The organism is Collimonas sp., assembly GCF_035566555.1.
Classification (GTDB): domain Bacteria; phylum Pseudomonadota; class Gammaproteobacteria; order Burkholderiales; family Burkholderiaceae_D; genus Collimonas.
Map to the genome: position 1 here is coordinate 1 of NZ_DATMRB010000051.1, position 23,624 is coordinate 23,624.

23 protein-coding genes are annotated in these 23,624 nt (G+C 61.1%); 10 read left to right on the plus strand and 13 right to left on the minus strand.

What is annotated here, in order from left to right:
- The first annotated feature begins 27 nt into the window (after nt 1–27).
- Both VNZ65_RS07935 and VNZ65_RS07940 read left to right on the plus strand, forming a co-directional pair.
- On the plus strand, nt 28–417 hold the full coding sequence (locus tag VNZ65_RS07935) for a hypothetical protein (RefSeq protein WP_325667761.1): 390 nt from the start codon (nt 28–30) through the stop codon (nt 415–417).
- Nucleotides 418–630: 213 nt separating this feature from the next.
- Nucleotides 631–1,686, plus strand: coding sequence for an oxidoreductase (locus tag VNZ65_RS07940; protein ID WP_325667763.1), 1,056 nt, complete (start codon nt 631–633; stop codon nt 1,684–1,686).
- Between the two features lie 544 nt (nt 1,687–2,230).
- Here VNZ65_RS07940 and VNZ65_RS07945 read toward each other — a convergent pair.
- Both VNZ65_RS07945 and VNZ65_RS07950 read right to left on the minus strand, forming a co-directional pair.
- Nucleotides 2,231–2,389, minus strand: a complete 159-nt coding sequence (locus tag VNZ65_RS07945; RefSeq protein ID WP_325667765.1) for a hypothetical protein — start codon at nt 2,387–2,389, stop codon at nt 2,231–2,233.
- Nucleotides 2,390–2,465: 76 nt separating this feature from the next.
- Nucleotides 2,466–3,335, minus strand: a complete 870-nt coding sequence (locus VNZ65_RS07950; protein ID WP_325667767.1) for a LysR family transcriptional regulator — start codon at nt 3,333–3,335, stop codon at nt 2,466–2,468.
- A gap of 104 nt (nt 3,336–3,439) precedes the next feature.
- Between VNZ65_RS07950 and VNZ65_RS07955 the strand changes: the two genes are divergently transcribed.
- The gene (locus VNZ65_RS07955; RefSeq protein WP_325667769.1) at nt 3,440–3,880 is read left to right on the plus strand and encodes a multidrug/biocide efflux PACE transporter; all 441 of its coding nucleotides are present in this window, start codon (nt 3,440–3,442) and stop codon (nt 3,878–3,880) included.
- Nucleotides 3,881–3,976: 96 nt separating this feature from the next.
- Here VNZ65_RS07955 and VNZ65_RS07960 read toward each other — a convergent pair whose 3' ends face one another.
- The 7 genes from VNZ65_RS07960 to VNZ65_RS07990 form a co-directional block, all read right to left on the minus strand.
- Nucleotides 3,977–4,234, minus strand: a complete 258-nt coding sequence (locus tag VNZ65_RS07960) for a DUF1488 family protein (RefSeq protein ID WP_325667770.1) — start codon at nt 4,232–4,234, stop codon at nt 3,977–3,979.
- A gap of 381 nt (nt 4,235–4,615) precedes the next feature.
- Entirely contained in the window at nt 4,616–5,671 is a 1,056-nt protein-coding gene (locus VNZ65_RS07965; protein WP_325667771.1) for an adenosine deaminase, read from the minus strand.
- A 101-nt stretch (nt 5,672–5,772) separates the two neighbouring features.
- Complete coding sequence (locus VNZ65_RS07970; RefSeq protein WP_325667773.1) at nt 5,773–6,501, minus strand: amino acid ABC transporter ATP-binding protein; 729 nt, start codon at nt 6,499–6,501, stop codon at nt 5,773–5,775.
- Nucleotides 6,482–7,138, minus strand: coding sequence for an amino acid ABC transporter permease (locus VNZ65_RS07975; protein ID WP_325667775.1), 657 nt, complete (start codon nt 7,136–7,138; stop codon nt 6,482–6,484). Before VNZ65_RS07975 ends, VNZ65_RS07970 begins: the two co-directional genes overlap by 20 nt.
- Nucleotides 7,135–7,824: an amino acid ABC transporter permease gene (locus VNZ65_RS07980; protein ID WP_325667777.1), complete on the minus strand. Its 690-nt coding sequence runs from the start codon at nt 7,822–7,824 to the stop codon at nt 7,135–7,137. Before VNZ65_RS07980 ends, VNZ65_RS07975 begins: the two co-directional genes overlap by 4 nt.
- Before the next feature lie 23 nt (nt 7,825–7,847).
- Entirely contained in the window at nt 7,848–8,600 is a 753-nt protein-coding gene (locus VNZ65_RS07985) for a transporter substrate-binding domain-containing protein (protein ID WP_414649075.1), read from the minus strand.
- 28 nt (nt 8,601–8,628) lie between these two features.
- Entirely contained in the window at nt 8,629–9,360 is a 732-nt protein-coding gene (locus VNZ65_RS07990) for a GntR family transcriptional regulator (RefSeq protein WP_325667781.1), read from the minus strand.
- Nucleotides 9,361–9,618: 258 nt separating this feature from the next.
- Here VNZ65_RS07990 and VNZ65_RS07995 point away from each other — a divergent pair, with 258 nt between their 5' ends.
- Nucleotides 9,619–10,098 (plus strand): GNAT family N-acetyltransferase, encoded by a 480-nt coding sequence (locus VNZ65_RS07995; protein ID WP_325667783.1) that lies wholly within the window; start codon nt 9,619–9,621, stop codon nt 10,096–10,098.
- Nucleotides 10,099–10,316: 218 nt separating this feature from the next.
- On the opposite strand, the gene ppc is transcribed toward VNZ65_RS07995, so the two are convergent.
- Complete coding sequence (gene ppc, locus VNZ65_RS08005; RefSeq protein ID WP_325667785.1) at nt 10,317–13,178, minus strand: phosphoenolpyruvate carboxylase; 2,862 nt, start codon at nt 13,176–13,178, stop codon at nt 10,317–10,319.
- Between the two features lie 253 nt (nt 13,179–13,431).
- Between ppc and hemC the strand changes: the two genes are divergently transcribed.
- From hemC to VNZ65_RS08030, 5 genes are all read left to right on the plus strand, one after another.
- Nucleotides 13,432–14,373: a hydroxymethylbilane synthase gene (gene hemC, locus VNZ65_RS08010; RefSeq protein WP_325667787.1), complete on the plus strand. Its 942-nt coding sequence runs from the start codon at nt 13,432–13,434 to the stop codon at nt 14,371–14,373.
- Nucleotides 14,366–15,148 carry a uroporphyrinogen-III synthase gene (locus tag VNZ65_RS08015; protein ID WP_325667789.1) on the plus strand — a complete coding sequence of 261 codons (783 nt, stop codon included), beginning with the start codon at nt 14,366–14,368 and terminating at the stop codon, nt 15,146–15,148. Before hemC ends, VNZ65_RS08015 begins: the two co-directional genes overlap by 8 nt.
- On the plus strand, nt 15,145–16,344 hold the full coding sequence (locus VNZ65_RS08020; RefSeq protein ID WP_325667791.1) for a uroporphyrinogen-III C-methyltransferase: 1,200 nt from the start codon (nt 15,145–15,147) through the stop codon (nt 16,342–16,344). Before VNZ65_RS08015 ends, VNZ65_RS08020 begins: the two co-directional genes overlap by 4 nt.
- Before the next feature lie 4 nt (nt 16,345–16,348).
- Nucleotides 16,349–17,545, plus strand: a complete 1,197-nt coding sequence (locus tag VNZ65_RS08025) for a heme biosynthesis protein HemY (protein WP_325667793.1) — start codon at nt 16,349–16,351, stop codon at nt 17,543–17,545.
- 203 nt (nt 17,546–17,748) lie between these two features.
- Nucleotides 17,749–19,071, plus strand: coding sequence for a hemolysin family protein (locus tag VNZ65_RS08030; RefSeq protein ID WP_325667795.1), 1,323 nt, complete (start codon nt 17,749–17,751; stop codon nt 19,069–19,071).
- Nucleotides 19,072–19,135: 64 nt separating this feature from the next.
- On the opposite strand, the gene VNZ65_RS08035 is transcribed toward VNZ65_RS08030, so the two are convergent.
- The 3 genes from VNZ65_RS08035 to VNZ65_RS08045 form a co-directional block, all read right to left on the minus strand.
- Complete coding sequence (locus VNZ65_RS08035) at nt 19,136–19,990, minus strand: hypothetical protein (RefSeq protein ID WP_325667797.1); 855 nt, start codon at nt 19,988–19,990, stop codon at nt 19,136–19,138.
- A gap of 186 nt (nt 19,991–20,176) precedes the next feature.
- A complete protein-coding gene (locus VNZ65_RS08040) occupies nt 20,177–20,959 on the minus strand; it encodes a 3-hydroxybutyrate dehydrogenase (protein ID WP_061942072.1) in 783 nt (260 codons plus the stop codon).
- A gap of 20 nt (nt 20,960–20,979) precedes the next feature.
- Entirely contained in the window at nt 20,980–21,720 is a 741-nt protein-coding gene (locus VNZ65_RS08045) for an acetoacetate decarboxylase (RefSeq protein WP_325667799.1), read from the minus strand.
- 558 nt (nt 21,721–22,278) lie between these two features.
- On the opposite strand from VNZ65_RS08045, the gene VNZ65_RS08050 reads away from it, so the two are divergent.
- Entirely contained in the window at nt 22,279–23,607 is a 1,329-nt protein-coding gene (locus tag VNZ65_RS08050) for a dicarboxylate/amino acid:cation symporter (protein WP_325667801.1), read from the plus strand.
- Nucleotides 23,608–23,624: the final 17 nt, after the last annotated feature.

Consider the following 23,624-nt stretch of genomic DNA (forward strand, 5'->3'; position numbering starts at 1 on the left):
TGCGGCGCGTACCATGAGGGTCGCAGCATGGCAAATTCTACAGAGGAAGCAGTAATGAACGACGGTTTGACAAGAGATGAGTACGACGCGCTGGAACAGATCGGCAAGGGAACGCACGGCAGGGTGAGTGCTTGCGTGGCAAGAAACACCAAGCGCCTGACAGGGCTGAAGTTCATCGCGTATGAAAAGAACGGCGGCCTGTCGCTGACCGAAAAAGGCCAGCAGACCCTGTTCATCAGAAATTGCATCGATGGCTTGCGCGCCATCGCCAGCGATCCCGCCAGCAAGCTGGCAGCCGATGTCGCCCTGTTCCTGGGCAAGAAGGGCCATATCAGCCCAAGGCCGGCCGGCGACGGTTTCGACATCACCGACAAGGGACGCGAATCGCTGGCGGATATTGACTCTGCCGCCGGCTAGGCGCAGTTTCGGGGGCTGGCAGCCGGCCTGTTTGGCGTAATAAACAGGCTCGCCAAGTTATGCCCGGAGTATCAAGCTTGTGCGTTCAGTTAAAATCTATATAAATCAAAGACTTGATTGAAATCATTGATGGTTATCCACAGGACTGTCCACAATTTCTGTGGGTAACTTTTGCTGTGGATAATTTCTGCCTTACTAGCTAGGAGTCTGACTTTGCATACCAAGCCCCTGTTGAAAATCGGCCTGCTGGGCTACGGCTTTGCCGGCGCCACCTTCCATGCGCCGCTGATCGGTCATTCCGGCCGCACCGAAGTCAGCGCCATCGCCAGCAGCCAGGCGGGCATCGCCAGTCAAGCCTGGCCGCAGGCGCGCATCGTCGCCGACCTCGACGCCTTGCTGGCGGATCCTGCGCTCGACTGCATCGTCATCGCGACACCGAACGACACCCATTTCGATTTTGCCCGCCGCACGCTGGCGGCCGGCAAGCACGTGGCGGTCGATAAACCGGTCACACTGACGGCCGAACAGGCGCGCATCCTGGCGCGCGCTGCGCGCGACGCCAAGCTGTTGCTGGCGCCGTTCCACAACCGTCGCTGGGATGGCGATTTCCGCACGGTGCAGGCCTTGCTGGCCAGCGGCCGGCTGGGCCACCTCACCCATTTTGAATCGCATTTCGACCGCTTCCGGCCTGCCGTGCGGCAGCGCTGGCGCGAAAATGCGCTCAGCGGCGGCGGCTTGCTGTACGACCTTGGTCCGCATCTGGTCGACCAGGCGCTGCTGCTGTTCGGCGCGCCGAACAGCGTGAATGCCACCGTGGCGGCCTATCGCGAACATGCCGAGGCGGACGATTATGTCCACCTGCAGCTGGGCTACGCCGACAAGCAGGTGCTGCTGCATGCCAGTGCCCTGAGCGCGCTGGAAGCGCCGCGCTTCGTACTGCACGGCCGCCGCGGCAGTTACCTGAAAACCGGCCTGGACAGCCAGGAAGACCAGCTCAAGGCGGGACTGAGGCCGGGCCAGCCAGGATGGGCCGGCAATCCGCCTGGCCTGATCCGGGAAGTGGACGGCGCGCTCGACCTGCGCGGCGAACTGGCCACCCTGGATGGCGCTTACGTCGAGTTTTACCGCGCAGTGGCGGCATCGATACAGGATGGCGCGCCATTTCCAGTGACGCCGGATGCCGCCGTCAGCGTTGCCGAAATCTTGGAACTGGCGCGCCAGAGCGCGCAAGAAGGGCGTCGGCTGCCTTATGCTGCAAAGCAATGGTAACGCTATCATTGGTGTGAATAACTGATATGCGTTAAATAAATTGGCGGCTAGCAGATCGGCTCTATATAGTTGCACCTGTCTCCTCCAACACCTCCTAAGGTTTGGATTCAAGCCCGCGCCGCAAGGTTCGCGGGCTTTTTTTTGTCTTGCGCCGTGGAAAATCCGCGGCATTCTGACAAAATCCCCTTGTTTTCTTGGCAAAAGCAGGGTAGTATCCATCAATCGCCTGTCGCATCCAGCTGTAAAAGATACGATACGGGCCAATACAAGAGTAGATTCGTTACACGTCGGAGCCACTTTCCAGATAGGTCTGGGCTTCGGGAATCTTCTCCTGTATTGAGGAATACAAAAAACCTGCTTGCCTTGCGGCCGCAGGTTTTTTTGCGTCTGATACCGTATTTTTACTATATTGCGGTGCGCAATATTTCCCACTATAGTGATTTCGTCTCCTCCAACTCCCCCTATGGATTGGATTCAGCCCGCGCCGCAAGGTCCAGCGGGCTTTTTTTTGCCTGCTGTAAAAGAAGAGTCGCCTCGGAGCCGCTTACTGGCGAGGTTTGGTGGTCCGGCTCCGCTGCAGGCGGGCGTTGGAACGCGCATTGCGGTTGTAGCTGGAGAGGAAGCCGCGGCTCTTGAGTTCTTTGTGCAGCAGGAAGGCGGCGAGCAGGGCGGCGAAACTGGCTGAGGCAAGGACGATTAACATTTTTTGTCGGCTTTCTGAGTGATACAGGATGCAGAGCAAAATCCGCGCCAGACCAGCCTTGGCCGTATGCGGCCATTTATCGCGCCATCAGCGTATCCAGCAGCCAGCTGCCGGCCGGCCCCAGTCCACGATGGCGCGACCAGACCGCGTCCACCTGTATGCTTTTCGGCCAGCCGCGCACCTGCAGCTCCAGCAGGCGGTCGGCGGCAAAGCGTTTGGCCAGCCAGTACGGCAGTTCGGCCCAGCCGAAGCCGAGCTCGGTCATTTCCAGCAGCAGCAGGTAGCTGGAAGCGGTCCAGGATTGGCTGCGGCGGCGTTGCGCTGCGTTCGCGCTGTCTTCGCCATAGGTGCTGATGCGCAGTTCGCGCGCGTTGTGCAGCATTTCGGTCGTGATATGACGCGCCTTGGCCAGCGGGTGCTGCTTGCCGACATACAAGCCGATGGCCGAGCGGTCGGGCACCGATTCGAAGCCGATATCCGGCGGATAATCCGCCTGCGCCGCCACCAGCCCTAGATGGGCGCGTCCTTCCTGCACCAGCGCCACCACGTCGTTGCGCTCCGCAATCATGCATTCCAGCTCCAGTTCGGGATAGCGCTGTTCAAAACTGGTGAGGATTTCTTCAAAGCGGTCCGACTGGTAAGTGTCGGACAGCACCAGGGTCAGCTGCGGCTCGAGGCCGTCGGCCAGCCTGTGTGCCGAGCGCTCCAGCCGGTCGCTGGCCTCGATCACCTGCTGCGCGTGCACCAGCATCGCCCGGCCTTGCGGCGTCAGGCCGGGACGGCGCGTGCTGCGGTCGAACAGCGTCAGGCCGAGGTCGATCTCGAGATTGGCGATGGCTTCGCTGACGGTCGATTGCTGCTTGCCCAGCTTGCGCGCCGCTGCGGAAAACGAACCCAGCGTCGCCGCTTCGACAAACATGAACAGGGTTTCCAGCGAATGGCGCATGGCATCTCCAAAGTATCGGTTTATCCGATGATAACTAGTTTGATAGTATCAGCTTAATCGAAGAAAATCCTTGCATCAGACATTTCTAAAGCAACGGAGGTAGTATGAATACCAATAAAACCTGGGGTGATCGCGTCACCCATGCATTGATTTTCGAAGCGCTGGCAGTGGCGCTGACGGCGCCGGTGCTGTCGTGGGTAATGAAAATGCCGATGGCGCACGCCGGCGCGCTGACCCTGATGATCTCGCTGGTGGCGATGAGCTGGAACATGATTTTCAATGCCATGTTCGACCGCGTCGAACGGCGCTGGCGCATCGTCCGCACCATGGCGGTCCGGGCAGTGCATGCGCTGGCGTTTGAAGCCGGCCTGGTGGCGATCGTGGTGCCGCTGGTGGCGTGGTGGCTGGACATGAGCCTGCTCGATGCGCTGATTCTCGACATCGGCCTGCTGATGTTCTTCCTGCCGTACACCTTCCTGTTCAACCTGGGTTACGACAAGCTGCGCGAAGCAATGTTGAAGCGGCGCGCGCTGCTCAATCGTTGAAGCGGCAGGTGGCTAGTGGGCTGTTACAGTCCACTAGCCATCGCAGGCAGCGGCGGCCTGCGATCATCGCTCAAGCGATGGCGGCCAGCGTCCGGATTACTGGAAGTAGCCGCTGCCGACTACCAGCGGTTTTCCTTCCAGGCCAGCGCTGATCAGACGGCGGGCGACGCCTTCGATCTTGCTCTGGAAAGCCCGGTAGGTATCGAGCAGGTCGAGCTTGGGATCTTTCGAATGCGACAGGTCGGAAAGGGTGGTTGCCGGCACCAGGCACTGATATTGTTTGAACTCGACCGTCACCGAAAACAGAATCCCGGCTTTAGTCAGAAGAGGTGCAGCAAGTACGTTGTCCATCATGGTCTCCACGATATTACGGTTGCGCAGAGTCAGACGGGATCGATAGGGCAGGCTATCTGGCTGCTCCCCAATCATGTACGTAAACTGTCCCGCTGGCAAGGACTATGCAAGCACTGGTTTTGAGTTTTGTTATGCACATTTCCGAATGTAGGGTGGGCACCCGTGCCCACGCGTGACCTATACACAACGACTGTCCTATGTTCATCTGCGGTCCAAGGCGGAGCAATCGTCACGCGTGGGCCCAAAGGCGTGCCCCCCCTGCGCGCTGCGGGTTTTTTTTTGTCCGCGGCGCGCATGTGAAAACCCCGCCGCGCCTGGCTGGCGGGGCGGGTTTCGGCAAATCCGCCGGCGTCTCAAACAGCGCCGGCTAAACCAGCACAATCAATGCGCCATGCAATAGCCGTCGAGCTCCAGCAGCAACTGCTGTTTGGCCGCGGCCGGCAGGAAAGTCGCTTCAAAGGCATTCCGCGCCAGCATCACCAGTTCGGTGCGGCTCAGGCGCAGCGACGCCGCCACCGCCATGAAATTGGCGTTCATGTAGCCGCCGAAATAGGCCGGATCGTCAGAGTTGACGGTGACCGCCAGGCCGGCGTGCAGCAAGCGCGCCAGGTTGTGCTTGCGCATGTCGTCGACCACGCACAGCTTGAGGTTGGAAAGCGGGCAAACAGTCAGCGGAATCCTTTGTTCGGCCAGTCGTTTCATCAGCGCCGGATCTTCTTCGCTGCGCACGCCGTGGTCGATGCGCTCGACATGCAGCACATCCAGCGCATCCTTGACGTATTGCGGCGGACCTTCTTCGCCGGCGTGGGCGACCAGGTGGAAGCCAAGTTCGCGGCAGCGCGCGAATACCCGTGCAAATTTTTCCGGCGGATTGCCGCGCTCGGCCGAATCCAGGCCGATGCCTATCCACAGGTCGCGGTACTCGGCGCGCAGCGGCAGCGCCGCTTCCAGCGTGGCGAAGGCGTCTTCTTCCGACAGGTGGCGCAGGAAGGACATGATGATGGCGCTGCTGAAGCCGTGCCGCTCGCGCGCTTCGCGCAAGGCGCGGGCGATGCCGGCGAACACCACGTCGATGGCGATGCCGCGTTCGGTATGGGTTTGCGGGTCAAAAAAGATTTCAGCATGGCGCACATTATCGGCGCGCGAACGCACGATATAGGCCATGGTCATGTCATAGAAATCCTGTTCGGTCTGCAGCACCGCGGCGCCGGCATAGTACAGGTCGAGGAAGGATTGCAGGTCGGTGAAAGCGTAGGCCGCACGCAATTCCTCGACCGAGGCGTAGGGCAGGCTGACGTTGTTGCGTTGCGCCAGCGCGAACAGTAATTCAGGTTCCAGCGTGCCTTCGATATGCAGGTGCAGTTCCGCTTTCGGCAAGCCTTCGATGAAGGAAATCAGGTCTGCTGCCAGGGGCGGGGTGGTGCTTATTGAATTCATGTGTGCTTCCATATTAACGGTGCCTAATCCGCAATTTTACAGAATTGCGCAAGCCTCCCCCCGTTTTCCCGACAAGCCACTCATATTTAGGCAACTTGCTGCTAGTTGGCAGCCCCCAGGAATTGCTGCAGTTCGACCGTTTTCGGGTTGGCGAAAATCTCTTCCGGCGGGCCGATTTCATGCACTTTTCCCTGGTGCATGAACACCACGCGGTCGCAGACTTCGCGGGCGAAGCGCATTTCATGGGTCACCATCAGCAAGGTCATGCCTTCATCGGCCAGGCTGCGCACCACCGCCAGCACTTCGTTCACCAGTTCCGGATCCAGCGCCGAAGTGATTTCATCGCACAGCAGCGCCTGCGGCTGCATGGTCAGCGCGCGCGCAATCGCCACCCGCTGCTGCTGGCCGCCGGACAGCTGGTCCGGATAGGCGTCGAATTTTTCCGCCAGGCCAACCCGCGCCAGGTTGTCCTGCGCCGACTTGCGCGCCGCCGCTTCGGTGCTGCCCTTGACGATCATCGGCGACAGCATCACGTTGCGGCCAACCGTCAGGTGCGGAAACAGGTTGAACTGCTGGAAGATCATGCCAACCTTGAGGCGCAGCGCGCGCAGCTCCACCTCGCTGTTGCCGAGGTGGGCGCCGGCGACGCTGATATTGCCCTCGTCGACGCTTTCCAGACCGTTGATACAACGCAGCAGGGTGCTCTTGCCGGAACCGCTCTTGCCGATGATGGCGATCACTTCGCCGGCTTCGACGTCGAGCCGGATGCCCTTCAGCACCTGGTTGTCGCCGAAGCTCTTCTTTACATTGTCAATCGCGATGAGTGCCATTGAATTTCCTTTCCAGAGACTGACTGTATTTGGACAGCGGCCAGCACAACGCAAAATACATCAGCGCGACCACGGCATATACCGTGAACGGCTGGAAGGTGGCGTTGGTGATCATGGTGCCGGCTTTCGACAGTTCGACGAAGCCGATGATCGAGGTGACCGCGGTGCCCTTGACGATTTGCACGCTGAAGCCGACGGTAGGTGGAATCGCGATGCGCAAGGCTTGCGGCAGGATCACATGGCGCATCTGTTGCAGGTAAGTCATCGCCAGGGACGACGAGGCTTCCCACTGGCCGCGCGGAATCGCTTCCACGCAGCCGCGCCAGATTTCCGCCAGGTAGGCGCTGCTCCAGCAGGTCAGCGCCAGGCCGGCCGCCAGCCAGGCCGGCACGTCGAGGCCGAACAGCGCCAGACCGAAAAAGGCCAGGAACAGTTGCATCAGCAGCGGCGTGCCCTGGAACAGTTCGATATACATTTTAGTGAGCCGCTGCAGCCAGGTCCGCTTGGAAGTGCGCAGGAACAGCACGATCAGGCCGAGCAGGCCGCCGAGGGCAAACGAGGCCAGCGACAGCAGCACGGTCCAGCGCAAGGCCAGCAGCAGGTTGCGCACAATATCCCATAACGAGAAGGAAATCATGCGGCCCCCTTTGGCAACGAACGCGCCCGCCGCCCGAACAGCAGGTTGCCCAACAGCCTCAGCAACTGGCGCAGGCCGATCGCCAGCACCAGGTAAATGGCGGTGGACAGCAGGTAGGATTCAAACGAACGGAAATTGCGGCCCTGGATGAAGTTGGCCGCGTAAGCCAGTTCTTCCACCGCGATCTGCGAACAGACGGCGGAACCGAGCATCACGATCACCACCTGGCTGGACAAGGCCGGCCAGATCTTTTGCAGGGCCGGCGGCAGGATCACATGGCGGAAGATCTGCATCCTGGTCATTGCCAGGCTGAGGCCGGCTTCGATCTGCCCGCGCGCCACGGCAGCGATGCCGGCGCGGATGATTTCACAGCTATAGGCGCCCAGGTTGATTACCATCGCCAGCAAGGCTGCTTCCATTTCGGTGATCTGCAAGCCGATCCCGGGCAGTCCGAAAAAGATGAAAAACAGCTGGATCAGGAACGGCGTGTTGCGGATCAGCTCGACATAGGCGCTGACCAGCGGCCGCAGCCAGCGCGGCCCCTGGGTTTTGGCCCAGGCCGCGCAGATGCCGACCGCAATGCCGAGCACGCCGCCGATCGCGATCAGCTCGATCGTCACCAGCACGCCCTTGATCAGCACGGCGGGATAGTCGAACGCGGCCAGGAAATCAAAATGGTAGCTCATGAGACGGGGTCCGCAGCGGGCAATTACAGGGTGGCCGGCAGCGGCATTCCCAGCCACTTGACGCTGATCGCGTTCAGTTCGCCGTCCTTCTTGGTTGCCGCCAGGATGGCGTTGACCTTGTCGAGCAGGTTTTTCTCATCCTTGTTGAGGCCGATAGAGCAGGGCGAATTCTTGATCAGGAATTTTGTTTCCGGCTTCTTCGGCGGATTCTTGGCTATGATGGCCGCTGCCACCACGTTGCCGGTCGCCACCAGCTGCACCTGGCCCGAGAGGAAGGCGCTGATGGTGCCGTTGTTGTCTTCGTAACGCTTGATGGTGGCGCTGGCCGGTGCGATCTTGCTCAGCTCCAGGTCTTCCACCGCGCCACGCGTCACGCCCACGGTCTTGCCGGCCAGGTCAGCCGCACTCTTGACGTGCTGGTCGGCGCCGCCGAACACGCCGTTATAGAAAGGCGCATAGGCTTCGCTGAAATCGATGACTTTTTCGCGCTCCGGATTCTTGCCCAGGCTGGAAATGATCAGGTCGACCTTCTTGGTTTGCAGGTAAGGCACGCGGTTGGCGCTGGTGACCGGCACCAGTTCGATCTTGACGCCCATTTTCTTGGCGATCAGGGTAGCGACATCGATGTCGAGGCCCTGCGGCTTGAGATCGCTGGTGACCGAGCCGAACGGCGGGAAGTCTTGCGGCACTGCCACCTTCAGCACGCCGCTCTTGACGATATCGGCCAGCGCATCGGCGCGGGCGGTAGTGCTGAACAGGGCGGTAACGGCGACCATGGCAAACAGAATCTTGGGAAATTTCATGTTAAAACTCCTTCAGCTGGGGTGGTATTGCGAATGACTGCTTGTCGAAATGGTCGTTGAGGGGCGCCAGCGCCTGCTGCAGCGGCGACAGCGGGCCGTTGCGTAGGGATTCTTCCAGGCCCGCCTCTACATTGCACAGATGGCTGTGCATCAGTTGTTCTGCCTGCTCCAGGTCGCCGTTTTCCAGCGCCGCAACGATGCCGACGTGTTCGGCGCAGGATTGCCTGGCGTGATGCGATGACTGGTACTGCATGGCGGTGAGCGTGGTGCGCGTGGTCAGGTCGCGCAAGGTGTCGGCCAGCAAGGAGTTGCCGAACGATTCGCACAGGCAGACATGGAAATCGCCCAGCAGGAAGCTGCGGCTGGCGATGTCGTCGCCTTCCAGCGCCGCCTGTTCACGCTCCACATGCAAGCGCAGGGCGCGGATCGCTTCCGCGCTGATCGGCCGCGCATGGCGCAGCAAGCCCAGCTCCAGCACGCGCCGTGCTTCAAAGGCCGCGCGCGCATCTTCCGGCGTCGGTTCGATCACATACCAGCCGCGGCGCGCGCTGACCGTGACGATCCCGCGCGTCACCAGTCGTGTCAGCGCTTCGCGGATCTGGGTGCGGCTGACGCCGAACAGTTCCGCCAGCTGCTGCTCGCCCAGGCGGGTGCCGGGCGCGAGTTTGCGCGCCAGCATCGCTTCGGTGATCCGTTCGGCGATCTGGGTGGAGGATTTGGCGGCGATGGTCATCCCGGTGACACAGCAATTCGTGTGCCAACCTGCCAGCCCCAGCTGGTGCACCAAACTGATATACAAGATTGATGTACCAGTTCACCAAATTGGTATCTTATGCCGAGAATTGTCACTAAAAAGGGGAAAGGCTGCGCTTTTTTGGCACGTGTGCTGTCCTGGCGTACGTGCCAAAAAAACACGATATGCAGGTATCGGGCATGTCAAAATGACGGCCATCTGCGAAGCTGCTTTTGCAATACTCACCAGGATCGAGAAATGACCCAGATACTCAACGCCGACTTATCCAATCCCCGCCACGCCGCCGCCATTGTCGAACTGTTGAACGGCTACGCCATGGATGCCATGGGCGGCGGCCAGCCGCTGACCGATTTCGCCAAAACCAACCTGGTTGCCGCGCTGGCCAAACGCAGCGACGTGCATGTAGTGCTGGCGTTCGCCGGCGAGCAGCCGGCCGGACTGGCGATCTGCATAGAGGGTTTTTCCACTTTCGCCTGCCAGCCGCTGCTGAACATCCATGACCTGGCGGTGGCCAAGGCGTTTCGCGGACTAGGCATTTCCAAGTTGCTGATGCAGCAGGTCGAGCTGGTCGCCACCGCTCTCGGCTGCTGCAAGATCACGCTGGAGGTGTTGGAGCACAACCTGCCGGCGCAGGCGCTCTACAAGGCCAGCGGCTTTGCCGGCTATGAACTGAATCCGGCCATGGGCAAGGCCATGCTGCTGCAGAAAAAGTTGTAAGTCCGGCGGCGCCGACTCACGCGCACTGGCCGGCGACCCACTGACGGAACAGTTCGATCGCCGCGGCGCGGCAGTTGAAGCAGCACCCGGAGTTGTTGCAGGCATGGTTGAATGGCGTGAAGACACGTGGCGGCGACGATGGCTTGCCAGCAGTGAAGAAGGTGCTTGGTTTGAACTAGGTTAGCCGGCAGCGCCGGCTAACCTGTCAGGGCGCGCGCTTAGCCCGTATTGCGCAAGCCGGCAGCAATGCCGTTGATGCTCAAGTGAATGCCGCGCTTGACCCGTTCTTCCGTGGTGCGGCCGGCCGCGGTCACGCTGCGGTGGCGCTTGATCAGCTCGACCTGCAAGTGATTCAGCGGATCGAGATAGGCGAAGCGGTTCTTGATCGAACGCGCCAGCAACGGGTTGCCGGACAGGCGGTCCTTGGCGCCGGTGATGGCCGACAGGATGCTGCTGGTGCGCTCGTGCTCGTCGACGATGCGCTTGAAGATGCTGTTGCGCAGCTTGCGGTCGGTGACCAGCCCGGCGTAGCGCGAAGCCACCGCCAGGTCGGTCTTCGATAGCACCATGTCCATGTTCGACAGCAGGGTGGCGAAGAACGGCCACTCCTTGTACATGGCGCGCAGGGTCGCCAGCTTCTGGCTTTTCAGCTTGGCGTCTTTGCCTCCGTCGTTATCTTCCCTCAGCCAGCTTTCGATGGCGCTGCCGAAGCCGTACCAGCCTGGCAGCAGCAAGCGGCACTGGCCCCAGGAAAAGCCCCATGGAATCGCCCGCAAGTCTTCGATGCGGCGCGTCGATTTGCGCGAAGCAGGGCGCGAACCGATGTTCAGTTCGGCGATTTCTGCAATCGGCGTGGCGGCGAAGAAGTAATCGGTGAAGCCCGGGGTTTCGTACACCAGGTTGCGGTACGACTGGTAGGCGCGTTCCGACAAGCCATCCATCAGTTCTTCAAACTCGCCCAGCTTTTTCATCTGCTTGCTGTCGGCGCTGTTCGGCATCAGGCTGGCTTCCAGCGTCGCCGCCACCAGCAGCTCAAGGTTGCGGCGGCCGATTTCCGGGTTGGAGAACTTGGAAGCGATGATTTCGCCTTGTTCGGTCAGGCGGATCTGGCCGTTGACGGTGCCCGGCGGCTGCGCCAGGATCGCCTGGTAGCTAGGGCCGCCGCCGCGGCCGACGGTGCCGCCGCGGCCATGGAACAGGCGCAGCTTGACGCCGGCGCGGTCGAACACGCGCACCAGCTGGATCTCGGCCTTGTACAGCTCCCAGTTGGAGGTGAGGAAGCCGCCATCCTTGTTGGAATCGGAATAACCCAGCATCACTTCCTGCAGCTTGCCTTGCTTGGCGATCAGGCGCGCCACCGGCGGCAGCGCCATGAACTGTTCCATGATGGCGGCTGCGCGGCGCAGGTCGGGGATGGTTTCAAACAGCGGGATCACCATCACTTCCAGCGCATCTGCTGCCTGGTTCTTGCCGTCGGGGCGCAGCAAGCCGGTTTCCTGCTGCAGCAGCAAGACTTCCAGCAAGTCGGAGACAGTCTCTGTATGCGAGATGATGTAGTTGCGGATCGAGCGCGCGCCGTAGCGTTTGCGCATCTCGCCGGCGGCGCGCAGGATCGACAGCTCGGAAACGGTTTCGTCGGAGTACTCGATATACGGCGAGTACAGCAGGCGCGGCTTGGCCAGTTCGGCCAGCAGCAGGTCGATCTTCTGTTCTTCGCTCAGCTTGTCGTAAGCGCCTTCCACCTGCGCTTGCGCGAACAGCTCGGTCAGCACCCGTTCGTGGACATCGGAACTTTGACGCATGTCGAGCGAAGCCAGGTGGAAGCCGAAAATCTCGGAAGCGCGCTTGAGCGTCGCCAGGCGCGGCTTGATCAGGGCGCTGCCGTGGTGGGCGCGCAGCGAATCTTCGATGATCTGCAATTCGCGCGTGAATTCCTGCGGCATTGCGTAGTGGGCCGCGGCGCCGACTTCCTGGCGCAGGATGTTGGTGGCGCCCAGCTCGCGCGCGGTCGAGGCCAGCCGCGCGTAGATCCCGATCAGGGCGCGGCGGTAGGGCTCGTCGGAACGGTGGTCCGAGGTATCCGGTGAGTTTTCCGCCAGCGTCAGCAATTCCTGGTTGACGCTGACCATCAGGGTCGAGACCGACAGTTCGGCGCCCAGCGCATGCACTTCTTCCAGGTAGAAATCGAAAATGGTGGTCGACTGCCGCGTCAGCGCGCGCTGCATGGTGCCGGCGTTGACGTTGGGGTTGCCGTCGCGGTCGCCGCCGATCCAGCTGCCCATCTGCACGAACGGCGCCAGTTCGCTGCTGCCCTGGCGGCCGCGGGTCGGGAACTGGGTGGCGATTTCGCCTTCGATGTCGTCGTACAGCGCCGGCAGTTCGCGCAGGAAGGTGATGCGGTAGTAGGACAGGGCGTTTTCGATTTCGTCGGCCACGGTCAGCTTGGTATAGCGCAGCATGCGAGTCTGCCACAGGGTGGCGATGCGGCCGCGCAGCAGTTCAGTGTTGTCGCGCAGTTCCTTGGCGGTCAGCGGACGGTCACGCTCGGCCAGCAGGCGGGCGATTTCGCGCTCGGCGTCGAGAATGCTCTTGCGCTGCACTTCGGTCGGGTGGGCAGTCAGCACTGGCGAGATCAGCGCATCCTTGAGGAAGTTGCGCACGGTGGCGCCGGACACGCCGGCATCGTCCAGTTTGCTCAAGGCATGGGCGACGCTGCCGGCCTGCGCGGCCGAACCCGCCAGCAGATGGGCGCGGCGGCGGCGGTTGTGGTGCTGGTCTTCGGCGATATTGGCCAGGTGCGAAAAATAGGAAAATGCCCGCACCACGGAATTGGTCTGGTCGCGGGTCAGCTTTTTCAGCAGCCTGTCGAGATCGGCGCCGGCTTGCGGGTCCGACTCACGGCGGAAGCGTACCGCTGTCTGACGAATGGTTTCGACCACTTCGAATACCGCATCGCCCTCTTGTTCGCGCAGCACATCGCCCAGCAAGCGGCCCAGCAGGCGGATATCTTCCTTGAGCGGCGCATCTTTGTTGGGAGGGGATTTTTTTACCTGGACAGCAGAATTCAATTGTTTTGCCATTTTAACGAGTGCAATCAGCTTTTCTGGGGTGAAGGACGAAGGGCGTGTAACTGTTACCAAGGGTCAAACGCTTGCGATATAACCGTTCCGATATAGGATGTACAACTGAGGCGACAGAGAGCACATGCTAAAATCCGCTGCAGAAACAATGCATTTCGTTGGGCGTTTTTGATATGGCTTGTTGGCGTTCGGATAACTCTGTTCCGGCGGCGTCTGCTGCATCAAGATGCATGGCTAATACCTGAAAGAACCTGTGTCGAAATTATCCTCCCCCTCCAAGTTGATCATTGCATCGCGTGAAAGCCGTCTCGCCATGTGGCAAGCGGAACACGTGCGTGCGCGCTTATCTGCATTATATCCAGACTGTAATATAGAAATCCTCGGCATGACCACCCGCGGCGATCAAATTCTTGATCGCACCTTGTCGAAAGTGGGCGGCAAGGGGCTGTTCGTGAAGGAACTGGAAGTGGCGATGGCGGAAGGCCGCGCCGACCTGGCGGTGCATTCGCTGAAAGACATGCCGATGGACCTGCCGCCCGGCTTCGTGCTGACGGCGGTGCTGGAACGGGAAGATCCGCGCGACGCTTTCGTCTCCAACGACTATGCCGCACTGGAGCAGTTGCCGGCCGGCGCCGTGGTCGGCACCAGCAGCCTGCGCCGCCAGGCGCTGATCGCCGCGCGCTTCCCGCATCTGGAGATCAAGCCTTTACGCGGCAACCTCGATACCCGGCTGGCCAAGCTCGATCGTGGCGAGTACGCCGCCATCATCCTGGCTGCCGCCGGTCTCAAACGGCTGGGCCTGGCGCAACGCATCAAGGCGCTGATCGAGCCGGAACAAAGCTTGCCGGCGCCGGGGCAGGGTGCGATGGCGATTGAAATATGTGAAGACCGCACCGATCTGCAGCACATCCTGGCGCCCCTGAATCATTTGCCGACCGCGCAGGCGGTGACGGCGGAACGCACCTTGTCGCGCGCTTTCGGCGGCAGCTGCCAGATCCCGCTGGCGGCCTTCGCTACCATCGACGGCCCGCAAATGCGCCTGCGCGCCATGATCGGCACGCCGGACGGCAAGCAGGTGGTGACCGCCGATGCCAGCGGCGCTGCCGATGCACCGCAGGCACTGGGCGGAAAGATTGCCGAACAGCTGGCGGCGCAAGGCGCGGCGGCGATCCTCGCGCTTTGCCGGGATGCTTAGCCCAATCTTGCATCCTGTCATCGTCACCAGGCCGGCGGCGCAAGCCACGGCGCTGGCGCAGCAGATTACGGCGCGCGGCCGCCAGGCGCTTGTGTTCCCCTTGCTGGAAATCCTGCCGCTGAGCGACAGCGCGCCTCTGCAAGCAGTGCTGGCGCGGTTAGCCAGCTATGCCCTGGTGGTGTTTGTCAGTCCGAACGCCATCGAAGCCGCCATGCGCTTCCTTCCGGCGTGGCCGCCGCAGGTGGCGATCGGCATCGTCGGCGAGGGCAGCCGGGCGGCCTTGGCGCAATATGGCCTGACGGCGCAAAACACCACCATCTTCAGTCCGCCCGATCCCGCGCGTACCGATTCGGAAGGCCTGTTGCAGGCGCTGGACCTGGACTCCTTGCGCGGCTTGCCGGTACTGCTGGTGCGCGGCGAGAGCGGGCGCGATTTTTTTGCCGACGCCTTGCTGGCCGCAGGCATCAAGGTGCAGGCGGTTGCAGCTTATCGGCGCCAGGCGCCGTCGCTGGATGCGGATGGCAAAGCCCGCTTGCTGCACTTGCTGAACAGTCAAAATGACTGGATCGTCACCAGTTCGGAGGCCTTGCGGCATCTGCTGGACCTGGTGCGGCAGGTAGAAAGCGGCAGCGGTGTTGCAAAAATCCAACAGCAGCATCTCCTTGTGCCGCATGCCCGTATTGCCGAAACTGCACATGCGCTTGGATTTAGCGACGTTACTCTCACCGGCTCAGGCGACGAACGGCTGCTAGCCGCGTTACAATTCCCGCTATGAACGAATCGATACCCACTCCAGAATTGAACCAGTCCGCTGGTCCTGCCGCCAGTGCGGCGACATCGCCGTCCTCGGGAGCGCAGCCGGTGCTGCAGCCGTATGCGGTCAATAGCGGTAAAAGCGGGGGCGGCAAGCTCGGCCTGGTATACCTGGCCTTGCTGCTGCTGGCGCTGCTGCTGGCTGGCCAGTGGTGGGTGATGCATAACGAAAACAACAAGCTGCGCCAGGAAATCGCGCGCCGCCTGCAAGTCGGCGACAGCAGCAATACCGAAACCAAGGTGCTGGTGAAGTCGGTGCAGGACGGCACCAAGGAGCTGCAAGGCAAGGTCAGCGTGCTGGAGAGCAAGCAGCTGGAGTCGCAGAGCCAGCAACTGGCGCTGGAGCAGCTGTACAAGGATCTGTCGAAGAACGGCGACGAGCAAGCCTTGTCGGAAGTCGAAGGAACGCTGTCGACCGCCAGCCAGCAGCTGCAACTGGCCGGCAACGTCCAGGGCGCCCTGATCGCTTTGCAGAATGCCGACAAGACCCTGTCGCGTTCCGACAAGCCGCAGTTCATCATTGTCCGCCGCGCCATCGCCAGCGACATCGAAAAGCTCAAGGCCTTGCCGACGCTGGACGTGACCGGCATCGCCGTCCGCCTCGACAGCATCATCGGCCAGATCGACAGCATGCCGCTGCTGTCGGATGAAAAACCGGTGTTCGGCCTCAACCAGCCGAGCAACCAGGCGCCGGCCAGCAGCAAGGCCAAGCCGGCCAAGGCTGCCGCCAATACCAACATCGCCAGGTCGCAGGCCGCCACCGACGCTGCCGTGACCGACTGGAAAAACCGCGTGCACGACGTCTGGCAAAGCTGGAGCTCGGAAATGTGGACCGAAATCAGCCAGCTGATACGGGTGCGTACGGTCGACACGCCGGATGCCTTGCTGCTGTCGCCGACCCAGGCCTATTACGCTCGGGAAAACCTGAAGCTGCGCTTGCTGAATGCGCGCCTGGGTTTGTTGTCGCGCAATGAATCGGCTTTCCGCAGCGACCTGATCGCGGCGCAGGAAACCATCACCAAGTATTTCGACACCCGCGCCAAGCAGACGCAGACCGTGCAGACCATGCTCAAGCAGGTCCAGAACAGCAATCTTTCGATCACCATGCCGGCGCTGGACAGCCCCGCGGCGATCCGTACTTACAAAGGCAAGCCATAGTCATATGCGATTCTTTCTCCGGCTTGTAGCTCTGTTTGCGGTCGCCATCGGCCTGGCTGTGTTGGCGCGTTACAACCCCGGCAACGTGGTGCTGTTTTTCCCACCTTACCGGATCGACCTGTCGCTGAATTTCTTCGTCGTCCTGCTGCTGATCCTGTTCATCATCCTGTACGTGGTGATCCGCACGATCCGGGTGACGCAGAAACTGCCGGCGCGCGTGATCGGTTATCGCCGCAACAAACGCGAGACGACGGCCAACAACGCCTTGCGCGACTCCCTCAAATCGCTGTTTGAAGGCCGTTTCGGCCAGGCGGAAAAAGCCGCCACGCGCGCCGCCGAACTGCAGGACAACCTGGGGGTGGCGGCGCTGATCGGCGCCCGCGCCGCGCATCGCATGGGGCAACCCGAGCGGCGCGACATCTGGCTGGCCAGCATCGAGGACGACGAGCCGCTGAAAACCGCGCGTCTGATCACCACCCTGGATCTGCTGGTGGATGAGCACAAATCGCAGGCCGCGCTGCAGGCGGTGAGCGAACTGAACGCCCGCGGCACGCGCCATATCCACGCCTTGCGGCTGGCGCTGAAGGCCAACCAGCAAGCCAAGAACTGGCCGGAAGTGCTGCGCCTGGTGCGCACCCTGAACAAGCACGATGCCTTGCATCCGGCCTTGTCGACCCGTCTGCGCGAGCTGGCCTATGACGGCTTGCTGTCGGACGATGCGCACGACGCCGAGTCGATCACGCGTCTGTGGGCTACCGTGCCGAGCGAAGACCGCATCAAGCCGTTTATCGCCATGCGCGGCGCCAGCGCCTTCAACAAATGCGGCTTGCACGCCGAAGCCCGCGCGATCGTCGAAAAATCCATGGCGACCGAATGGGATCCGCGCCTGCTGTCAACCTACCGCGACGCCGCCGCCGCCGAAGCCACGCCAGCGCTGCTGGCGCAGATCGAACATTGCGAAAGCTGGGCTGCCAAGGCGCCCAACGATGCCGAACTGGCGCTGACTCTGGGCAGCTTCTGCTTCAAGCAGAAATTGTGGGGCAAGGCGCAGCGTCACCTGGAGCAGGCCCTGTCGGATGCGGTAGCGCCGGCGACGGTGCGCGAAGCCCATCTGCGGCTGGGACAGCTGCATGAAGCGATCGAACAGCCGGAACTGGCCGCCGAACATTACCGGCAGTGTGCGCTGGCGACTACGCTGTAGGGTGGGCACGTGTGCCCACGCGCGACCTCAAATTCCCCGCAGCGCTTGTCTGAATACCGCGTGGGCACGATGTGCCCACCCTGCCTCCTATCTCCAATCGCGATTTCTTCATGCGATCGTCCAGCCTCCAACAACACCGATTTTGTCGAAATGGCCATGCTCGCCTATACTAGTGGTCCGTCATTACCTGTGAAAGAGATTCATTGAACAACCTGCTATTGGTTATTGCAGCATTATTCCTGGTAGCACTCAACGGTTTCTTCGTTGCTGCCGAATTCGGTTTAGTCAAATTGCGCCAGACGCGCATCCGCGCCATCGCCAAGACCCAAGGCTTGCGCGGCCGTATCCTGGCCATCGTGCACCGCCAGCTGGACGCCTACCTGTCCGCCTGCCAACTCGGTATCACCCTTGCTTCGCTCGGCCTCGGCTGGATCGGCGAACCGGCTTTCGCCAGCCTGCTGCAGCCGCTGTTCGGCCTGCTCGGCATCAGCTCGCCGGAACTGATCCACGGCGTCTCTTTCTTCTTCGCCTTCTTCCTGATTTCCTTCCTGCACATCGTGATCGGCGAACTGGCGCCGAAGACCGTCGCCATCCGTAACCCGGAAGTCATTGGCCTGTGGTGCGCCTTGCCGCTGTACGGCTTTTACTGGGCCATGTATCCCGCCATCTGGGCTCTCAACGCCAGCGCCAACTGGATCTTGCGCATGGCCGGCCTGGCCGGCGGCCATGGCCACGACTCGCAGTATTCGGCCGATGAACTGAAGCTGATCCTGCGCGGCAGTCATGCCGGCGAAAAATTCAACCGCGACGAGTGGAACGTGCTGGCGCAGTCGCTCGACTTCAGCGAACTGGAAGTATCCGACCTGATGCGCCCGATCAATGAGATCACCGCACTGCATCAGGCCGCCAGCCTGCAGGAAAACCTGCAGACCATCTATCGCCACCGCTTCAGTCGCTATCCGTTCTTCGATCAGAGCGGCGTCAATGTGCTGGGCGTGATCCATCTCAAGGATCTGTTCATCGCGCAGCAAGAGGGCAAGCCGATCGACAGCTTGAACACTTTCCTGCGGCCGGTGGAATACGTTTCGCCGCGCATGCCGGCATTAGAACTGTTCCGCCGCTTCCGCACCGGCGCGCCGCACTTCGCCATCATCGGCAAGAAGGGCAGCAAGCCGGAAGGTTTCATCACGCTCGACAACATACTGGGCGCGATGGTGGGCGAGATCCGCGACGAATTCCGCCGCAACGACAATGAATGGAGCCGCCTCGACGACGGTACCTTGCTGGGCAAGGGCAGCCTGCCGATCTTCAGCCTCGAGCGCATCCTCGGCATCGACGTCGTCATCGACGGCGATGAAGACGTCGACTCGGTCGGCGGCCTGATCATGGCCAAGCTGGGCGATCTGCCGCAGGAAGGGCAGAAGATCGGGTTCGACGGCTTCGATATAGTGGTCAAGAAAATGAACGGCCCGCGTATTGTGCTGGTGAAGGTATATCCGGCGCCGCGCACGTTCGACGCCGGATAAGCGTCCGCTAACATTGCGCTGCCTGCCGCGACACCAGTGAAACTGGCCGGACGGTCTCTGGGCCCTAAGGTAAAAACGCCCCCAGCCGCACCGACCAGCTGGCCATCGGCGTGGCCGACCAGGCAGCGCGGTTGAACAGGTAAAGGCGCTGGCTGCGCAGCTTGTCAGGCCATGGCTGTTCATTCAGCGCGAGTCCCAGGCTAGGCTGGCATTCCGGGCGTGGGAAGCGGCCGTCGTGAAGCAGGATCTCTTGCGTACGCTTGACGTCGCCGCTCATGCGGAAGGCCATCGGCACGACCTCGTCGACCGGCAGGTCAGCCAGCCAGGCATCGCCTACGCACCAGGATGCCTGCGCCGTGATCGACAGCGCGACATTATCCGGCAACGCTGCCCGGCTGCGCTGGATGACATCGGCCAGGAACGGTTTCTGGCTATGCATGACTTCAAAATCCAGCTGCACTACCTGGCTCGGGCTGCGTTTCGCCGCAGCCGTCACGGCCCTGACGATGGTTTGTTTTTGCCGCTCGTTGAGGGCAGGCTTGTGGGCGCCGGACGCCATGTCGACATGGACGATGGTGACCAACGGCGCTTTCGGCAGCAGGCGGCCTGATGCGGACCATTCCGGCGGCAGGCGCAGCGCTTGCTGGCGGCGCCGTACGGTGGCGCTGCCGTCGCGCAGCAGCACGGTGCTGTCCAGCACAGCGACGCCTATGCGCTGCGCTTGCAAATCGGCGCCGGCGGCATCGCCCGCTTCCGCGGATTTCGAACTGCGGGTGCTGTTGGCAAGCCAGGAACGGGTATCGTCCGGACGTTCCCCCACCCACAGCATCAGCGGCGGCAGCGCGGCCAGCGCCGCCTGCCTGGTGGCGAACGCGGGCGCCGGCGCGGCGGTTTTGGCAGGGATGCTTTTTGCCGGCACGGCTTGACTGCCGGCTAGCAGCAGAAGGCAGCAGCATGTCAGCTGCAGCTGCCTGGCTGCCCGGGACAAATGATAAGAAGCGCTCAAGATGAATTCCAGGGTCGGTGTCCGCAGCCTGCCGATAAAAAAAGGCAAGAATGTTTTCTTGCCTTCTTGTTCACGTCAACGGCTGCAAGGGTGTGACGATTACTGCATGAACCAGCCGTGGCTGACGACGATCGATTGGCCGGTCAGTGCGTTGGACTCGAAGCCGCCCAGGAAAATCGCCGTCTGGGCGACATCATGGACGGTGGTGAATTCGCCGTCCACGGTATCTTTCAGCATGACGGTCTTGACCACCTGGTCTTCGGTGATGCCGAGTTCCTTGGCTTGCTCAGGAATCTGCTTTTCCACCAGCGGCGTACGGACGAAGCCCGGGCAGATGACGTTGGCGCGGATCTTGTCCTTCGCGCCTTCCTTGGCCACCACCTTGGCCAGGCCGATCAGGCCGTGCTTGGCGGTGACGTAAGGCGCCTTCAGCGGCGACGCTTCGTGCGAGTGCACCGAGCCCATGTAAATGATGGAGCCGCCGTTGCCCTTCTTGATCATCTCGCGCATCGCAGCGCGGGTAGTCAGGTAGGCGCCGTCCAGGTGGATCGCCAGCATTTTCTTCCAGTTGTCCAGGGTCGAGTCGACGATAGGGGCGATGATCTGGATCCCGGCATTGCTGATCAGGACGTCGATGCTGCCGTAGGCGGCGACGGTGTCGGCGATGCCTTTGTCGACCTGCGCTTCGTCGGTGACGTTCATGGCGACTGCCATGGCGATGCCGCCCGACTGCGTGATTTCATTGGCGGTGGCGGTGGCGGCATCGAGCTGCAGGTCGGCGATCACGACCTTGGCGCCGGCGCGTGCGTATTCAATGGCGATTTCCTTGCCGATGCCGCTGGCGGAACCGGTGATCAGTGCGACTTTATCTTTGAGTGACATGGTATTCCCTTTTGATGTGGTTACTTGGCGAGATAATCATAAACGACGGTGCCCAGCGGCAGCGTCAGGTCGGACAGGATGTGCACCGCGGAGATGACTTCCAGCACCGGCAGGTCGGCGATCGGCGCCAAGGCATGCGGATGCAGGTCGAGCGCGCCGGGGCCGCTCCAGGCGCCTTTGACGGTGATGTCGGTCAGGCTGTACTGTACCAGTTCGCAGATGCGCGGAGTGCCGTCGACATGCGGAATGATCTTCAGCAGGAAGGCGGGCGTTTCCAGCGATTTCTTGATGACGTCGTTGTCGAGTGTCTTGTGCTTGAAGCCCATGGTGCCGGTGGCGATGCGGAAATCGCTGTAGTCCAGCGTGCCCATCAGGGTATCTGTATGAACCTTCAGTTCCGGATTGCCGAGTTTCTTGGGGAAGCCCCACAGTTCACGGCCGCCGGCGATCGGCGGGTGATCGTTCAGGTACATGCTGTGCACATAGCCGCCGGCGACGCCGTCCAATGTTACCGGGATGACCTGGCCCGATTCGCAGTAATGGCCGAAGCCGGTGGAGTCCGGCATCTTGATGAATTCGAACTTGACGATGGGCTCGACAAACTGCAGCGGCGCCGGGATGATTTTCTTCAGCGCTTCCGGATCTGTGCGATAGGTGATGATCAGGAATTCGCGATTGACGAAACGGTAAGGACCGGGTGGAAAAGCCGGATTGTGGATTGGCATCGCAAAAGCATTTTTGCGAACATCGTTTTCAGTCATATATCTTCCTCGTTATGAAAAGACCTGCTGTACGGCTTGTCTGTGACAGCTTAAACAAGCGAAAGGTTGCCACTACTTTCCATCTCCTGCGCGGCGCCGCGTTCCGGTTTGTGCCGCAAAGTCCATGGTTGCCTAATTGGCAATTAAAAACGCGCACTTTCACGGCCAAGATACACCTGCATTGTGACAAGGCTATCTCAAGCCCCGCTTGTCAAATATCTCATGCGGGAATTTACTTGAAGAGCAATACGGCACAGAATGCAATTATATTCAGAGTCGCGGTTTCAGGTTGTGCACTGCAAGATGATTGCACAAAATGCAATTTCCTGCCGATACGTTTAAATAACTTGAGTGGTGGTAGCGTTATCAGATAAAGTTGCGCTCTTTTTTCCCTATTTCGATTGCCGGCATCGGGGAGGATGCAGCGGATCGAGAACTACAAAGATATACAACAGCTTCAGCAACAGAATGTAGCGCAAGGCAGTAAGATCTGCGTCGAGGCCGTCATCAGGCTGCGGCGATATTCTAAAAAGAACGTAATCTAATCGGAGAGGACAAATGGCAAAACCAGCGCTCTACAAATCACTCTATGTACAGGTATTGACCGCCATCGTGATCGGCGTCTTGCTGGGACATCTCTATCCGGAAACCGGGGCAGCGATGAAGCCGCTCGGCGACGGTTTCATCAAGCTGATCAAGATGATCATCGCGCCGGTGATTTTCTGCACCGTGGTGATCGGCATCGCCGGCATGGAAGACATGAAGAAGGTCGGCAAGACCGGCGGCCTGGCTCTGTTGTACTTTGAAATCATGAGCACGGTGGCGCTGATCCTGGGCATGATCGTGGTTAACGTCTGGCATCCGGGCACCGGCATGCATATCGATCTCACGACATTGGACACCAAGAGCATCGCTGCCTATACCGGTCCCGGCAAGATGGAGTCGACGGTCGATTTCTTCTTCCACATCATTCCAGGCAGCTTTGTCGATGCGTTTGCCAAGAACGAGATCCTGCAAGTGCTGCTGATTGCGATACTGTTCGGTTTCTCGCTGCATAAATTCGGCGGCCGCGGCACGCTGGTGTTCGATTTCATCGAAAAATTCTCGCATGTGCTGTTCGGCATGGTCGGCCTGATCATGAAGGTCGCGCCGATCGGCGCTTTCGGCGCGATGGCCTTCACCATCGGCAAGTACGGCGTCGGCTCCTTGCTGTCGCTGGGCCAGCTGATGGGTGCGTTCTACCTGACTTGCCTGCTGTTCATCTTCGGCGTGCTGGGCGTGGTCGCCAGGGTGCACGGCTTCAGCGTCTGGAAGTTCGTCAAGTACATCAAGGAAGAATTGCTGATCGTGCTCGGCACGTCGTCGTCGGAATCGGTGTTGCCGCGCCTGATGGGCAAGCTGGAAAACCTCGGCGCCAAGAAGTCGGTGGTTGGCCTGGTGATCCCTACCGGCTATTCCTTCAACCTGGACGGCACCTCGATCTACCTGACCATGGCCGCGATATTCATCGCCCAGGCAACCGACACGCCGATGTCGCTGATGCAGCAGCTGACCCTGCTGGCGGTCTTGCTGCTGACTTCCAAGGGCGCTGCAGGCGTCACCGGCAGCGGCTTCATCGTGCTGGCGGCTACCTTGTCCGCGGTTGGCCACGTGCCGGTCGCCGGCCTGGCGCTGATCCTCGGCATCGACCGCTTCATGTCGGAAGCGCGCGCCCTGACCAACACCATCGGCAACGGCGTGGCGACGCTGGTGGTGGCGAAATGGACCGGCGAGCTGGATGAGGAGCAACTGCACCGTCAGCTGGATGGCAAGGCTGTCGATGCGGAGCAGGAACTGGCGGTGCATGATGCGGCGGTGGCGCAGGCCGACCGCCGCGATCACGCATAAACCACAGCGGGGCCTTG